General features: G+C 55.5%; 15 protein-coding genes. 12 read left to right on the top strand and 3 right to left on the bottom strand.

Translation table 11 applies throughout. The annotated features are described in order from the left end of the window. Positions 1–138: 138 nt before the first annotated feature. From rodZ to IM294_RS17580, 12 genes are all read left to right on the top strand, one after another. Positions 139–1146: a cytoskeleton protein RodZ gene (gene rodZ / locus IM294_RS17635; RefSeq protein ID WP_126818746.1), complete on the top strand. Its 1008-nt coding sequence runs from the start codon at positions 139–141 to the stop codon at positions 1144–1146. A 26-nt stretch (positions 1147–1172) separates the two neighbouring features. Beyond that, positions 1173–2291 (top strand): flavodoxin-dependent (E)-4-hydroxy-3-methylbut-2-enyl-diphosphate synthase, encoded by a 1119-nt coding sequence (gene ispG, locus IM294_RS17630; RefSeq protein ID WP_025757688.1) that lies wholly within the window; start codon positions 1173–1175, stop codon positions 2289–2291. 80 nt (positions 2292–2371) lie between these two features. Beyond that, entirely contained in the window at positions 2372–3646 is a 1275-nt protein-coding gene (gene hisS / locus IM294_RS17625; RefSeq protein WP_028014060.1) for a histidine--tRNA ligase, read from the top strand. A gap of 13 nt (positions 3647–3659) precedes the next feature. Then, positions 3660–4280, top strand: a complete 621-nt coding sequence (locus IM294_RS17620; protein WP_028014059.1) for a YfgM family protein — start codon at positions 3660–3662, stop codon at positions 4278–4280. A gap of 10 nt (positions 4281–4290) precedes the next feature. Beyond that, complete coding sequence (bamB, locus tag IM294_RS17615) at positions 4291–5469, top strand: outer membrane protein assembly factor BamB (protein ID WP_028014058.1); 1179 nt, start codon at positions 4291–4293, stop codon at positions 5467–5469. A 112-nt stretch (positions 5470–5581) separates the two neighbouring features. Then, complete coding sequence (der, locus tag IM294_RS17610) at positions 5582–7057, top strand: ribosome biogenesis GTPase Der (RefSeq protein WP_028014057.1); 1476 nt, start codon at positions 5582–5584, stop codon at positions 7055–7057. A 346-nt stretch (positions 7058–7403) separates the two neighbouring features. Further along, on the top strand, positions 7404–7811 hold the full coding sequence (locus IM294_RS17605) for a hypothetical protein (protein WP_126818747.1): 408 nt from the start codon (positions 7404–7406) through the stop codon (positions 7809–7811). A 3-nt stretch (positions 7812–7814) separates the two neighbouring features. Beyond that, positions 7815–9497, top strand: coding sequence for an S-type pyocin domain-containing protein (locus IM294_RS17600; protein WP_193360372.1), 1683 nt, complete (start codon positions 7815–7817; stop codon positions 9495–9497). Between the two features lie 8 nt (positions 9498–9505). Continuing rightward, complete coding sequence (locus tag IM294_RS17595; protein WP_126818693.1) at positions 9506–9766, top strand: bacteriocin immunity protein; 261 nt, start codon at positions 9506–9508, stop codon at positions 9764–9766. A gap of 681 nt (positions 9767–10447) precedes the next feature. Further along, positions 10448–11992: a peptide MFS transporter gene (locus IM294_RS17590; RefSeq protein ID WP_045630992.1), complete on the top strand. Its 1545-nt coding sequence runs from the start codon at positions 10448–10450 to the stop codon at positions 11990–11992. Between the two features lie 58 nt (positions 11993–12050). Then, entirely contained in the window at positions 12051–13085 is a 1035-nt protein-coding gene (locus IM294_RS17585; protein WP_126818694.1) for an oxidoreductase, read from the top strand. A gap of 47 nt (positions 13086–13132) precedes the next feature. Beyond that, positions 13133–13354 (top strand): zinc ribbon domain-containing protein, encoded by a 222-nt coding sequence (locus tag IM294_RS17580; RefSeq protein ID WP_126818695.1) that lies wholly within the window; start codon positions 13133–13135, stop codon positions 13352–13354. On the opposite strand, the gene IM294_RS17575 is transcribed toward IM294_RS17580, so the two are convergent. From IM294_RS17575 to xseA, 3 genes are read right to left on the bottom strand one after another with little or no spacing between them, the layout of a single operon-like run. Beyond that, positions 13351–13701: a protealysin inhibitor emfourin gene (locus tag IM294_RS17575; RefSeq protein WP_028014053.1), complete on the bottom strand. Its 351-nt coding sequence runs from the start codon at positions 13699–13701 to the stop codon at positions 13351–13353. The genes IM294_RS17580 and IM294_RS17575 overlap by 4 nt on opposite strands. After that, the gene (locus IM294_RS17570) at positions 13702–14721 is read right to left on the bottom strand and encodes a M4 family metallopeptidase (protein WP_063437004.1); all 1020 of its coding nucleotides are present in this window, start codon (positions 14719–14721) and stop codon (positions 13702–13704) included. Between the two features lie 58 nt (positions 14722–14779). Beyond that, positions 14780–16153 (bottom strand): exodeoxyribonuclease VII large subunit, encoded by a 1374-nt coding sequence (gene xseA, locus IM294_RS17565; RefSeq protein WP_047368089.1) that lies wholly within the window; start codon positions 16151–16153, stop codon positions 14780–14782. Positions 16154–16243 lie beyond the last annotated feature (90 nt).

Below are 16243 nucleotides of genomic sequence, written 5' to 3'. Positions count from 1 at the left end.
GAGCTGCACTGTCATCTACCGGCTGACAGTCTTATACTGTCTGTTCAAGGTTAACTGACCTGAAGTTTCGCGGTGCGGGCGGCATTGTGACTCACCGGCACCTGAACCCTTTTTTTCACGTACCAGTAGTTGTAGCGAATGAATACTGAAGCCACTCACGACCAACATGAAGCACTCTCCACTGGCGTTCGTCTTCGCAACGCCCGTGAACAACTCGGACTCAGCCAGCAAGCTGTTGCAGAACGCTTGTGCCTGAAAGTTTCCACGGTTCGCGATATTGAAGAAGATAAGGCGCCTGCCGATCTGGCTTCAACATTTCTGCGCGGCTATATCCGCTCTTACGCAAAACTGGTGCACATCCCCGAAAACGAATTACTGCCAATGATGGAGAAGCAGGCACCGGTTCGTGCAGCAAAAGTTGCCCCGATGCAAACTTTCTCCCTGGGGAAACGTCGTAAAAAACGTGATGGCTGGCTGATGAGCTTTACCTGGCTGGTGCTGTTTGTTGTTGTCGGCCTGACCGGCGCATGGTGGTGGCAAAACCACAAGGCGCAGCAGGAAGAGATCACCACGATGGCCGATCAGTCCTCCGCTGAACTCAATCAGGCGAGCAATGGTGGTGCCCAGAGCGTTCCGCTGAACACCGACGGTGCGGCGGCCTCAAGCGAGCCGCAAACAACGGCTCCGTCAACCGATGCAGCACAGGCTCCGGCCGCAACGGCGAACACCGCTGCGCCTCAGGCTCAGGATCAAAACGCGGTCGTCGCCCCTTCTCAGGCAAATGTCGATACTGCGGCGAACGTCCCTGCAGCGACTCAGCCGGCGAACAACGCCGCAGCGTCCCTGCCGACCGACCCGGCGGCAACCGCCGCGCCAGCCGCCGATCCAAACGCGCTGGTGATGAACTTCACGGCTGACTGTTGGCTGGAAGTGACTGACGCGACAGGTAAAAAACTGTTCAGCGGCCTGCAGCGGAAAGATGGCACGTTAAACCTAACGGGTCAGGCACCTTACAAACTTAAAATCGGCGCTCCGGCAGCGGTACAGATCCAGTATCAAGGAAAACCTGTCGACCTGAGCCGCTTTATCAGAACTAACCAGGTTGCACGTCTTACCGTTAATGCCGAACAATCAGCAGCACAGTAACAGACGGGCAACGCGGGAGATTTTTCATGCATAACCAGGCTCCGATTCAACGTAGAAAATCGAAACGGATTTACGTTGGGAATGTGCCAGTCGGCGATGGGGCACCTATCGCCGTCCAGTCGATGACCAATACGCGCACCACGGATGTGGAAGCAACGGTCAACCAAATCAAAGCATTAGAGCGTGTAGGCGCGGACATTGTTCGCGTCTCAGTGCCCACGATGGATGCCGCTGAGGCGTTCAAGCTGATCAAACAGCAGGTCAGCGTGCCGCTGGTTGCAGATATCCACTTCGACTACCGTATCGCGCTGAAAGTTGCTGAATACGGCGTTGATTGCCTGCGAATTAACCCGGGTAACATCGGCAATGAAGAACGCATTCGCATGGTGGTTGACTGCGCCCGCGACAAAAACATTCCAATCCGTATCGGCGTGAACGCCGGCTCTCTGGAAAAAGATCTGCAGGAAAAGTATGGCGAGCCAACGCCGCAGGCGCTGCTCGAATCCGCCATGCGTCACGTCGATCATCTGGATCGTCTTAACTTCGATCAGTTCAAGGTCAGCGTAAAAGCCTCTGACGTTTTCCTGGCCGTTGAATCGTATCGCCTGCTGGCAAAACAGATCGATCAGCCTCTGCATCTCGGGATCACCGAAGCGGGCGGCCTGCGTAGCGGTTCGGTGAAGTCTGCGATCGGCCTGGGCCTGCTGCTCTCCGAAGGGATCGGCGACACCCTGCGCGTCTCGCTGGCGGCGGATCCGGTAGAAGAGATCAAGGTCGGTTTCGATATTCTGAAATCGCTGCGTATCCGCTCGCGTGGGATCAACTTCATTGCCTGCCCAACCTGTTCGCGTCAGGAATTTGACGTAATCGGCACGGTGAATGCCCTGGAGCAGCGTCTGGAAGACATCATCACCCCGATGGACGTCTCCATCATCGGCTGTGTCGTGAACGGTCCGGGTGAAGCGCTGGTCTCAACCCTGGGCGTAACCGGCGGTAACAAGAAAAGTGGTCTCTATGAAGATGGCGTTCGTAAAGATCGTCTGGATAATAGCGACATGATTGACCAGCTTGAAGCCCGCATCCGCGCCAAAGCCGCGATGATGGACGAGACACAGCGTATCAGCGTTCAGCAGGTTGAAAAATAACGTGATGGGAAGCGTGCCGCTTCCCATGTATGATTGAACCCATTCTTTGGGTTTTTTTTGTATATAGAAAGAGAATAAACGTGGCAAAAAACATTCAAGCCATCCGCGGCATGAACGATTACCTGCCTGGCGAAACCGCCATCTGGCAGCGCATTGAAGGCACGCTGAAGCAGGTGCTCGGCAGCTACGGTTACAGCGAAATCCGTTTGCCGATTGTAGAGCAGACCCCGTTATTCAAACGCGCGATCGGTGAAGTGACCGACGTGGTTGAAAAAGAGATGTACACCTTTGAGGACCGCAACGGCGACAGCCTGACCCTGCGACCGGAAGGTACGGCGGGCTGCGTACGCGCCGGCATCGAACATGGTCTTCTGTACAATCAGGAGCAGCGCCTGTGGTATATCGGCCCGATGTTCCGCCACGAACGTCCGCAGAAAGGTCGTTATCGCCAGTTTAACCAGCTGGGTGTGGAAGTCTTTGGCCTGCAGGGCCCGGACATCGATGCCGAACTGATTATGCTGACCGCTCGCTGGTGGCGCGCCCTCGGTATCTCTGAGCACGTTTCGCTGGAACTGAACTCAATCGGTTCTCTGGAAGCGCGCGCTAACTACCGCGATGCGCTGGTGGCGTTCCTGGAGCAGCATAAAGAGAAGCTGGACGAAGACTGCAAACGTCGCATGTACAGCAACCCGCTGCGCGTGCTGGATTCCAAAAACCCTGATGTTCAGGCGCTGCTGAACGATGCCCCTGCGCTGGGTGACTACCTGGACGACGAGTCTCGCGAACACTTTACCGGCCTGTGCAAGCTTCTCGAAGCGGCGGGCATTGCCTACACCGTGAACCAGCGTCTGGTGCGCGGTCTGGACTACTACAACCGCACCGTATTTGAGTGGGTAACCACCAGCCTCGGTTCTCAGGGCACCGTGTGTGCCGGCGGCCGTTATGACGGTCTGGTTGAGCAACTGGGTGGCCGTGCGGCGCCTGCGGTTGGCTTCGCGATGGGTCTTGAGCGACTTGTTTTGCTGGTTCAGGCAGTTAATCCGGAATTTAAAGCAGATTCCGTTGTCGATATATACCTGGTGGCTTCAGGCGCGGAAACGCAGTCTGCGGCGATGCAGCTTGCCGAACGCGTGCGCGATGCGCTACCGGGCGTTAAGCTTATGACCAACCATGGCGGCGGCAACTTCAAAAAACAGTTTGCTCGTGCCGATAAGTGGGGCGCAAGTATTGCACTGGTGCTGGGCGAGTCCGAAGTGGCTAACGGCGAAGTGGTAGTAAAAGACCTGCGCTCTGGTGAGCAGACAACGGTAACGCAGGACGGCGTTGCGGCGCACTTGCGCACTCTATTGGGCTAAGGAGAAAGACGGCGTGGAAATGTACGAGAACGAACACGATCAGGTCGACGCGATTAAACGCTTCTTTGCTGAAAACGGCAAAGCGCTGGTTGTTGGGGTTATTTTAGGTGTGGGTGCGCTGGTGGGCTGGCGTTACTGGAACAACCATCAGGCGGATTCCGCGCGCGGCGCGTCCCTGTCCTATGAAAATACCGTTAGCGCGATTCGTGCCGACCAGCCGCAAACGCTGGCTGCGGCAGAGAAATTTGCCGCTGACAACAAAAACACCTACGGTGCACTGGCAGCGCTGGAAGTGGCTCAGCAGTACGTTGATAAAAACGAACTGGATAAAGCCGCTGCTCAGCTGTCTCAGGGCCTAGCTGCTGCCAGCGATGAAAACCTGAAAGCGGTGATCAATCTGCGCCTGGCACGTATTCAGGTTCAGCAGAAAAAAGCTGACGACGCGCTGAAAACGCTCGATACCATCAAAGGCGAAGGTTTTGCTGCCATCGTTGCCGATCTGCGCGGTGAAGCACTGCTGAGCAAAGGTGACAAAGCGGGCGCGCGTAAAGCGTGGCAAGCTGGCGTAGAGAGCAAAGCGTCACCTGCGCTGAGCGAAATGATGCAGATGAAAATAAATAATTTGTCCGTCTGAGAGGGACCCGATGCAATTGCGTAAATTACTTCTGCCAGGATTGCTTTCTGTTACGTTATTAAGTGGTTGTTCACTGTTCAGTGGCGAAGAAGACGTTGTGAAAATGTCCCCACTGCCGACGGTTGAAAACCAGTTTACCCCATCCACCGCGTGGGATGTCTCCGTGGGCAGTGGGATTGGTGATTTCTATTCCAACCTTCATCCTGCGTATGCAGACAGCGTTGTCTATGCCGCTGACCGCAAAGGTACCGTGAAAGCGGTGAACGCCGATGACGGGAAAGAGGTCTGGTCCGTTAACCTGGCGGAAAAAGACGGCTGGTTCTCCCGTAAACCTGCACTGCTGTCTGGCGGCCTGACCGTTTCCGGTGGGCATGTCTACGTGGGCAGCGAAAAAGCGCAGGTTTACGCGCTGAATGCCAGCGATGGTTCTGTTGCATGGCAGACCGCCGTAGCCGGTGAATCCTTGTCACGTCCGGTCGTGAGCGACGGGCTGGTGCTGATCCATACCAGCAACGGCCAGCTGCAGGCGCTGAACGAAGCGGACGGTCTGGTGAAATGGACCGTTAACCTGGATATGCCTGCGCTGTCTCTGCGCGGTGAATCCGCACCTGCAACCGCATTTGGCGCTGCCATTGTGGGCGGTGACAACGGTCGCGTGAGTGCCGTGCTGATGCAGCAGGGCCAGATGATCTGGCAGCAGCGTATCTCGCAGGCCACTGGCTCAACGGAAATCGACCGCCTGAGCGACGTAGACACTACTCCGGTTATCGTTGACGGTGTGGTTTACGCCCTGGCCTATAACGGCAACCTGACCGCGCTGGACCTGCGCAGTGGCCAGATCATGTGGAAACGTGAGCTGGGCTCTGTGAATGATTTCATCGTTGACGGTAACCGCATCTATATGGTTGACCAGAACGATCGCCTGCTGGCGCTGAGCACCGAAGGCGGCGTGACGCTGTGGACGCAAAGCGATCTGCTGCACCGTCTGCTGACCGCGCCAGTGCTGTACAACGGTAGCCTGGTGGTTGGCGACAGCGAAGGCTATATGCACTGGGTTGATCCAGAGAATGGCCGCTTCGTGGCGCAGCAGAAAGTGGACGGTTCAGGCTTCCTGACCGACCCGGTTGTGGCTGACGGCAAACTGCTGATTCAGGCAAAAGACGGCACGCTGTACGCGATCACGCGTTAATTACCCGGCGGTTGTAGTATACTAAACGGCTCCTGTTCACTCAGGAGCCGTTTTGACATTTTTAAAAACGCCGCGAATGCGACGTTTATTTGAATTTTATGAGGCTTCAAACATGGTACCTGTGGTCGCGCTTGTCGGGCGCCCTAACGTTGGAAAATCCACTCTTTTTAACCGTTTAACACGCACCCGTGATGCGCTGGTTGCGGATTTCCCGGGGCTGACGCGTGACCGTAAGTACGGTCGTGCAGAGGTGGAAGGACGCGAGTTCATCTGTATTGATACCGGCGGTATTGATGGCACAGAAGACGGCGTTGAAACCCGCATGGCGGAACAGTCCTTGCTGGCGATTGAAGAAGCGGATGTTGTGCTGTTCATGGTGGATGCGCGCGCTGGCCTGATGCCGGCGGACTCCGCAATTGCTAAGCACCTGCGTTCTCGCGAAAAGCCAACTTTCCTGGTGGCGAACAAAACTGACGGCATCGATGCCGATCAGGCTATCGCGGACTTCTGGTCTCTGGGCATGGGGGATATCCACCCGATTGCGGCATCGCATGGCCGCGGTGTGACCAGCCTGCTGGAAACCGTTCTGCTGCCGTGGGTGGACGAAGTGAACCCGCCGGAAGAGGTGGACGAAGACGCTGCATACTGGGCACAGTTCGAAGACGGTGAAGAGGGCGAAGAAGAAGAGCCTGAGGATGACTTCAACCCGCAGGATCTGCCGATCAAGCTGGCTATCGTCGGTCGTCCAAACGTAGGTAAGTCTACGCTTACTAACCGTATTCTGGGTGAAGAGCGCGTGGTGGTTTACGACATGCCGGGCACTACGCGTGACAGCATCTACATCCCGATGCAGCGCGATGAACGTGAGTATGTCCTCATCGACACCGCCGGTGTACGTAAGCGCGGAAAAATCACCGACGTGGTGGAAAAATTCTCCGTTATCAAAACCCTGCAGGCGATTGAAGATGCCAACGTGGTGCTGCTGGTCATCGACGCGCGCGAAGGTATCTCCGATCAGGATCTCTCTCTGCTCGGCTTTATCCTCAATAGTGGGCGCTCACTGGTCATCGTCGTCAACAAGTGGGATGGCCTGAGCAATGAAGTGCGCGAGCAGGTGAAAGAGACCCTGGACTTCCGTCTGGGCTTTATCGACTTTGCCCGCGTGCACTTTATCTCTGCGCTGCACGGCAGCGGCGTCGGTAACTTGTTCGAATCCGTGCGTGAAGCCTACGACAGCTCCACCCGTCGTCAGAGCACCGCCATGCTGACCCGTATCATGAATATGGCAGCGGAAGATCACCAGCCGCCGCTGGTGCGCGGTCGTCGCGTGAAGCTGAAATATGCCCATGCCGGTGGCTATAACCCGCCAATCGTGGTGATTCACGGCAACCAGGTGAAAGACCTGCCGGATTCCTACAAGCGCTACCTGATGAACTACTTCCGTAAATCGCTGGACGTGATGGGCACGCCTATTCGTATCCAGTTCAAGGAAGGGGAAAACCCGTTCGCCAACAAGCGCAACACCCTGACGCCGAACCAGATGCGTAAGCGTAAGCGTTTGATTAAGCACATTAAGAAAAGCAAATAACCTTCATCAAGCCTCACAAAGTTTGATGCATTATCAAAACCCGCTAACCATGCGGGTTTTTTTCATAATTAAAACAGGATCTATTTTTAGCTCGGTCATAACGAAAGAAGCGGTGGAGGCGCGCTGTGGCAGCGGTACACCGCAAAGATTGCCAGATCATACTTAATAGCGTAAAGCGTCATTCAGACACCGCTGGAAATTACATATTAATATTCACAGTAATTATTTTTTTCAGTGATTTATTTCAATATTCGATATGAACCAAAAATGCTGATCGAAAATGATAAATCCTTATCCATAGTAGAATTATTTGGTTTTTTAATTAACTGGAATTAAGGGCGTTTATATGGATCAGCAATGCACCAATGAATTAATGCCAGAAATAAAAGCCCAGCAGGAAAAGTCGCTATTTACAGCGGAAGAAATTGTCGCAATGGACGATGAAGCACGCGCGATACTTGCAGAGGGAAGGGTTTTGGTACGGAAGCATCCCGCAAATGATATCTGGCGCATAGCAATGGAAGGGAGCATAACCCGCCGCGGGGAAATCGTAGCCTATCCTGACGGCAGCACAGCCGCCATAACCACCAGTGCCGGAAAGGCCAGCTTGTGCAAGGGGGCTGGCGTTGCGCTGGATGGGAGCGTGCTTAATAACGGCGATGAAATTATCAGTATTCTGCAAAGGCACACTTATCTGGTAACGCGTAATGGGGTCGCATCCGGGGCGGATTTTCTGACAGTTACCGGAGCGTAACGCATGGGATACCGTACCGATAATTACGGGCGTGGGCAGGCGCTTGAGAATGATAAAACCACCACCGGCGCCAGGTGTATTGCGTCCATTACAGACAGCACCGAATTTGGGCGCAGAATACTCCGGGTAGGCGATAAAACCACACCCTGTCCCAAATGCGGGAAACAGGGCGTCATAGTATCAGGTGAAGAACGCGTGACATTTCACGGGGTGCCCGCAGCCGTTCACGGTTCAAAAGTACACTGTGATTGCCCTCCGGGTTCGAACCGGGTGATTGCTCCGGCAGGTCAGTGGCTGGGACGGGGACGGGACCCGGTTGAGGTTGCCAGGGAAGAACACGCTGCCAGGCTGGCAGCAGAAAAGCAAGCCGAAGAAAAACGCAGGGCGGAGGAAAGGGAACGTAACCGGGTATTCGCAAAATCCTGCCTGCGCGGTGAGGGTTGCAATGATGCCGGTGACCAGCGCGAGCCACATACCAATTTTGCTGATATGGCTTTTTTTCAGGCCATGCCCGCCAGCGACCCGGCAACCGATTCAGACACCCCGCAGCACGCCCGGACCGCAAAAAAGAAAAAGCCAGACGATATCCCCAAACCGAAAAAGCGCAGCGCCCTGTATCGCTGGTGGAACGGCAACCATGAGGAGATAGATTATCAGGCCGCCGTTGCTGCCGCAGCTGCAGCTTCACGTGCACAGACGGCCACGGCAGGCGCAAGCCTGCTGGAGCTGATAAGCGGCAGGGCGCTGACATACGGCACCTGGGCGGTACGTGGTGCCGCCGGGCTGGGTGAGACAGCCGCCGCCGGAGCGGGTGCATCCGTGGCCGGGCTGCTGGTGGGAATGATGCCCGGAAGGCTGAACGATGGCGAACAGGATTTTATCGACCGTATGCGCCTGGAGCAGATGCGTGAAGCCCCGAGCCGGGTGCGCTATACGTGGGAGAACGACAGCAGCGGGAACGCGGTCCCGCGTGGCTGGCACACGCCACCCGGCCGGGACAGTGTTCGCGTCAGAAAAATGGAGTATGACAGCAGCGCGCAGGCGTACACCTTCACCACGGAAGAAGAACCGCACATCACCATTGTGTGGACGCCTGACCGGACAGACGAGAATAAACCCTGGAATACCGGCAACCAGGCGCGGCCGGTGCTGCCGAACCCGGTGGTTGTTGACCCGCTGCCGGATAACACCAGCATAACGGCGACCACCAGCCCGGCGCCAGAGGAAAAGCGTTTCGCGGATTACATTCTGATCCTGCCGTTCCCTGACCTGCCGCCGATTTATATTTATCTGAGGCACAATCCCGGACAAGTCACGGGCAAAGGGAAAAAAGTAAGTGGCGTATGGCTGTCTGATGCTGATAAGGGGGATGGTTCTCCAATTCCAGAGCAGATAGCTGACAGACTGCGTGGAAGGTCATTTACCAATTTTGACCGCTTCAGAGAGGCTTTCTGGCAGGAGGTGGCAAGAGATCCTGAATTGTCCAGACAATTTAATACCCATAATTTAGCCAATTTACAAAAAGGGAAAGCGCCAGTGCCCTGTAGGAGTGGTTGGGTAGGGAGGCGAGGTAAATTTGAAATACATCATGTAAGGCCCATAGCACAGGGTGGAGAGGTTTATAATGTCGACAATATGAGCATCACAACACCTAAGCGTCATATAGAACTGCATCTGGAAAAGTAGGAAAAAAGATGAGTGAGAAGAAAAGCTATTGTGATTATACAGAACAAGAATTTTTAGATTTAGTTCGCAAAATATGCATGGCTGACGGAGAAACCGAAGAAGATGATATTAATAATCTTTTGGAGTTTGAAAAAGTAAGCGAGCATCCTGATGGCTCTGATCTGATTTATTACCCACAGGATGGACAGGATAATAGTCCTGAAGGAATTGTCAAAGAGGTCAAGCAGTGGCGTAAAGCCAATGGTAAACCTGGCTTTAAAGAATCTTGAGCATCAAGCCCCAGAAGGGGCTTTTTTATGCGCGTTTGATTTTGTGCATTTGAGGTTGAAGCTACAAAGTTTCTGGTAAAGCGAAAACGTCAAGTCAGGTATACGGAAAGGGAAGAACGAGAGGGAAGAGAACCAACAGAACATGCTTTTCACCGTTTGAAAGTATCCTCGAGAATTTTAGACTGCTGGTGGGAATGTATCCGGACCGCACGAACTACGGTTATACGTAGGATTGGGTAATGCTCGTTGAGTGTACAAAAGAGATAGGCACTTTTGTTTTGCGTGGGCACATGGGTGTACACAAAGAAATTTCCATGTGTGAAAAATTCTTTTATTACAATAAATTAATGGTTTGTTTGCTATTCATACTACAAAAGCAAATATCCTTAGCTGAACCCATTAAAACCCTTGCCTGCCGCTGTTTTTTTCGCGCTTTCACAGCAATGACTAACACTGTGTGAAGTCAATCACTATTCACTCCCAACCATCTTTAAATCCAGAAAAGTAGACAATCGTCGAATTTTCATCTTAAAGTCCCTGGTCCGGTACTAGACAAAACTAGCGACTGGTTATCAAATGGTTAACTAACTTTTCGCCGCATGTAAAAAATCGGTCAGATACGTAACTGGCCGGCGTACCTGCTGGTGTTTACAAGCACGACACATACCTTTCGGGAGAATTATGCAATCCTCTGTTAATCACAAAGAGAGCCGAACCTTCTTCGGCCATCCTTATCCGCTCGGTTCGCTGTTCTTTACCGAGATGTGGGAGCGTTTCTCGTTCTACGGCATTCGCCCGCTGCTGATCCTTTTTATGGCCGCCACCGTCTATGACGGCGGGATGGGGCTGGCGCGCGAAAACGCCTCGGCGATTGTCGGTATTTTTGCCGGCACCATGTACCTGGCCGCGCTGCCGGGCGGCTGGCTGGCGGATAACTGGCTCGGCCAGCAGAGAGCCGTCTGGTACGGTTCGATTCTGATCGCGCTCGGCCACCTGTCGATTGCGCTGTCGGCCATCATGGGCAACAACCTGTTCTTTATCGGCCTGATGTTCATCGTGCTCGGCTCTGGCCTGTTCAAAACCTGTATCTCGGTAATGGTCGGCACCCTGTATAAAAAAGGCGATGCGCGTCGTGACGGCGGTTTCTCGCTGTTCTACATGGGCATTAATATGGGCTCGTTCATCGCCCCGCTGATTTCCGGCTGGCTGATAAAAACCCACGGCTGGCACTGGGGCTTTGGTATTGGCGGCATCGGGATGCTGGTGGCGCTGATTATCTTCCGCGTGTTTGCGGTTCCGGCGATGAAGCGCTACGACAGCGAAGTCGGTCTGGACTCCACATGGAACAGCCCGGTGGTGAAGCGCAACGGCGTGGGCGTCTGGCTGCTGGCGCTGGCGGCAGGCGTGGCAACGCTCGTGACGCTGATCGCGCAGGGCGTGATTGTCATTAACCCGGTCGCGGTAGCCAGCGTGCTGGTCTACGTAATTGCGGCGTCCGTTGCTCTCTACTTTATCTACCTGTTCATCTTCGCGGGCCTGAACCGCAAAGAGCGCGCCAGGCTGCTGGTCTGCTTTATTCTGCTGGTCTCCGCCGCGTTCTTCTGGTCCGCGTTTGAGCAGAAGCCAACCTCGTTCAACCTGTTTGCCAACGACTACACTAACCGCATGATCGGTGATTTTGAAATTCCGGCGGTGTGGTTCCAGTCGATTAACGCCCTGTTCATCATCCTGCTGGCCCCGGTGTTCAGCTGGGCATGGCCAAAGCTCGCGAGCATGAACATTCGCCCGAGCAGCATCACCAAGTTTGTTATCGGTATTCTGTGTGCGGCAGCGGGCTTTGGCCTGATGATGCTGGCGGCACAGAACGTGCTGAGCAACGGCGGGGCGGGCGTGTCGCCGTTCTGGCTGGTGGGCAGTATCTTAATGCTGACGCTGGGTGAATTGTGCCTGAGCCCGATCGGTCTGGCGACCATGACCCTGCTGGCGCCGGAGAGAATGCGCGGCCAGATGATGGGGCTGTGGTTCTGCGCCAGCGCGCTGGGTAACCTGGCGGCGGGCCTGATTGGCGGTCACGTGAAGGCCGACCAGCTGGATATGCTGCCGGATCTCTTCGCGCGCTGCTCCATCGCGCTGCTGATTTGTGCCGCAGTGCTGATCGTCCTCATTGTTCCGGTGCGCCGCATGCTGGAAAATGCGCAAACTAAACCGGCAGCTAGCGCCTCATAAACCTCAGTGTGCCGGGGCAGGCGTTATGCCCCGGCACTGTACTTCCTGAGGTGAAACCATGCAGTTAGGATTTGTTGGTCTTGGTGCGGTAGTGGAAACAGCCTATCTGCCCGCACTACGTAATCTGTTCGATGGCGCTGTTCGTTGTTTCGGCTTTGATGTTCTCCCCGCAAAGCACCCTGAAGGCGTTACGCGCTGCGCCTCGCTTGCGGCGCTTTTAGCCACCCCGCTGGATACCCATTTTATTACCACCGCATCGCTGCACCACCTTGAGGTGCTTGAGCTGGCGATTGCCTCGCCGGTTCCGCGGATTGTGATTGAAAAACCGATTGTCGCCACGCTTCCTCAAATCGAAAAACTTAACACGCTGCTGGCAACGCCCGGCGTGGCGTCCCGCGTGCTGGCGCTCGACCACTGGATGGCGCGCATCGAAACGGTGAAGCGGTCGCTGGTCGGCCATGTATCTGACATTGCCAGAATCGAAGGTTTTTTGCAGGAGCCGAGCGGATATAACGCCGCAGGGGAACCCATCGCGCTCAATTTCGCGACCGGAGAACCGGATACCAGAACGCTTCACCACCCGGACGGCGTGATTCTGGATATCGGAACGCACGTGCTGGCGATGCTGCGTGAAACGCTGCGCTATCTGGGCGGTCAGGACGATATGACGCTGCAGGTGGTAACGGCTAAAAACCGCCTGGGCCACGATATCGCAAAGGGTGACCTGACCACCGCGGAAGGCGAGGCGCACTTGCAGGGAACCATCAGCGGCGTGCCGGTGGATATCTGGCTTAATAAATACGCGGGACCCGCGGGCGGGCAAAAGGGCCTGCGTCTCTATTTACGCGACGGCCGCATTATCAACTACGACCGACGCGGCGCGGAAGATGTGCTGGAGCTAGTTAAAGGTAAGACTATTCAGCGCTGGTATATCCCCGGCACGATCTACGAACGCTGTCTTGCCGGCCATATTCTTGGCGCAAACAGTCTGTTTGAGCGTGATCCGCAGGAGGTGAGCCGCACAACACGCCGCAGGATCGATGAGGTGGCGCTGCTGCTGACCTTGCAGCAACAGTTGCGTGGCCCGCACTGAAGACGTGGTAAAATTATCGCAGACCTGAACGTCCTGAAGGAGACACCATGACCATTACCTGCCCGGATTGCCAGGCACAGCTTGAACCCCTGAACGGGGCGGCGCACTGCGACAGCTGTAATAAAGATATTGCGCTCGAAGCCCGCTGCCCGGAGTGCCATCAGCCACTCCAGGTCTTAAAGGCCTGCGGGGCGGTGGACTATTTCTGCCAGAACGGCCACGGCTTAATTTCTAAAAAGCGCGTGGAGTTTGTTCCGCCCGAAGATTAATCGCACACGCAGTCTTCGCCTTTTTTCCACAGCTCGACCAGCGACTCGGGCGCTTCCTGCTCAGGTACCAGCACGATGATATCGGCGTAGTGCGCCTGATTTTGGCCGGTCCAGATAATCTGGATGCGGAAATAGCGCTGGTCACCGCTGCCGGGTGACGACGTCTGACCCGGCGGCTGACCGCGTGGAAAGGCCTGCTCCAGGATGCTCACCAGGCGCTGGCGCTGGGCCTCATTAAGCGAGGAGAGCGCGATGGTACGCTGGCCGCTCAGCTTAGGAATAAAAGCGACGCCGCCTTCCCGGGCCAGCTCAACCACGGCGTCATCCGTCAGTTCCGGAACCTGCATTTACAGCACTCCCACCTGTTCCCAGGCCTGTTTTATCGCCGCCCCAACGTCGCTACCGGAGCGTTTCTCTCCGTGCGCTATCGTCAGTTTTGCGAAGGCATCAAAATCCGCATCCTGCGCCAGATTGCGATCGCAAACCGTGTCGTACCAGGCATAACCGGCTTTTTCCCAGGCGTAACCGCCGATCGCCGTCGCGGCCAGGTAAAACGCCCGGTTGGGGATGCCGGAGTTAAGATGGACGCCGCCGTTATCCTCGCGCGTTTTGATGAAATCTTTCATGTGCGCGGGCTGCGGGTCTTTGCCGAGCAGGGGATCGTCGTAGGCGGTGCCGGGTTCAGACATGGAGCGCAGCCCTTTGCCGTTAATGCCCGCAGCCAGCAGCCCTTCACCAATCAACCAGTCTGCTTTATCGGCGGTTTGCTTGAGATGGTACTGTTTCACCAGCGAACCAAACACGTCTGACAGGGACTCATTCAGCGCGCCTGACTGTTCGAAATAGATTAGCCCGGCTTCGGTCTCGGTGACGCCGTGGCTCAGCTCGTGTGCCACCACGTCGATGGCAACCGTAAAGCGGTTAAAGATCTCCCCGTCACCGTCGCCAAACACCATCTGCTGACCGTTCCAGAAGGCGTTCTGATATTCCCGACCGTAATGCACGGTGCCGGTCAAAATCAGTCCCTTATTATCGAGCGAATCGCGCTGATATTCTTTCCAGAAGAAATCATGGGTAATACCCAAATAATCATACGCCTCGTCCACGGCCACATCGCCATTCGACGGCTGGCCCTCGTAACGCACCTGGGTACCCGGCAGCTCCTGGGTCTGTTTCGCATCGTAGATATCGCGCTCAAGCTGACCGGCTTTATTCACGTGCGGCGCGGCGGGTTTGCCCGGCATATGCGCCATCAGCGTCTGGACGTGGGTTAAGGTCTGACGGGCATAGCGCTGCTGCGGTTCGGAACCGCTTTCGATAATACGACGAAGAATATAAGGGGGAATAACGCTACGAAGATGGGACATGCTGCTCTCCTTATTAAAAAAGGGAATAGCAGCAGTATAGTAAGTAACCGGCGAAGAATTATCCGGTTTTGCGCTGACGCGTCTTTTTCACCGGTTTAATTGATTTCACTTCGCTTTCCACCCAGCCGTCAGACAGGCGGGTGGTAAGAACGTCACCGGTGTTCACCTGTTTGGTTTGCTTCAGCACTTTGCCGTCCGCTGCTGTCGTTACGCTATAGCCACGCGCCAGCGTGGAGAGGGGGCTGACGGCTTCCAGATGGGTCACCGCGTTGCCAAAACGCTCACGTGTGGTGCTCAGGCGCGCCCGGAGAGTCTCCGCCAGACGATATTCCAGCTGCTGAATGCGCGTTTGCGCACGATAGATTTTCGGCTGCGGATTCTGCTGGTTCAGGCGCTGGGTCACACGCTGCTGGCGCGTCACCGCGCGCTTAAGCTGATTATCAAGCGCAAAGTTCATGCGCTGACGCAGGCGTTCCAGCACGGTCTGCTGACGCGCCAGACGAAGCTGCGGGTGCTGCTGCTGAAGACGGTGATGAAGCTGGGTAAAGCGGCGGGTACGGTTGGCAAGGAAGTAGTCCATCGCCATCTCAAGACGCTGCTGGCCGTTCTGAAGCTGACGCAGCAGCTCCAGCTGGTTACGGCTCACCACTTCCGCCGCCGCGGACGGCGTAGGCGCACGCAGATCCGCAACAAAATCCGCAATTGTCACGTCCGTTTCATGCCCGACGGCGCTCACCACGGGGATCTCGCTTGCAAAGATTGCCCGCGCCACGCGCTCGTCGTTAAAGCTCCACAGGTCTTCCAGCGAGCCGCCGCCGCGCCCGACGATCAACACGTCACACTCCTTACGCGCATTTGCCAGTTCAATGGCGCGTACAATCTGACCTGGCGCATCGTCACCCTGAACGGCGGTCGGGTAGATAATGACGGGCAGGGAAGGATCGCGACGCTTCAGTACGTGCAAAATGTCGTGCAGGGCGGCACCGGTTTTCGAGGTGATGACACCCACGCAGTGGGCAGGCGAGGGCAGCGGCTTTTTGAACTGTTGGTCGAAAAGTCCCTCTTCGGAGAGCTTCGCCTTTAACTGTTCATACTTTTGCTGCAGCAGGCCTTCGCCCGCGGGCTGCATGCTCTCAACGATGATTTGATAATCGCCGCGCGGCTCATACAGGGTGATATTGGCGCGAACCAGAACCTGCTGGCCGTGCTGCGGACGGAACGTCACGCGGCGGTTGCTGTTACGGAACATCGCGCAGCGCACCTGGGCGGTATCGTCTTTTAAGGTAAAGTACCAGTGTCCGGAAGACGGCTGCGTGAAGTTTGAGATTTCACCGCTGATCCAGACCTGCCCCATTTCCTGCTCAAGCAGCAAACGCACCGTCTGATTAAGGCGGCTGACAGTATAAATTGAGGGGGATTGAGAGGATAACATGTGAGCGGGATCAAATTCTAAATCAGCAAGTTATTCAGTCGATAGTAACCTGCTGAGAGGCATTCGCAAGCATTTTTTCAAAAAAGTGTA

This window comes from Enterobacter cloacae complex sp. P43RS (assembly GCF_014930585.1).
Lineage (GTDB): Bacteria > Pseudomonadota > Gammaproteobacteria > Enterobacterales > Enterobacteriaceae > Enterobacter > Enterobacter bugandensis.
Note: the sequence above shows the minus strand (reverse complement) of the source record. Positions and strands in the feature narration are given on the sequence as shown.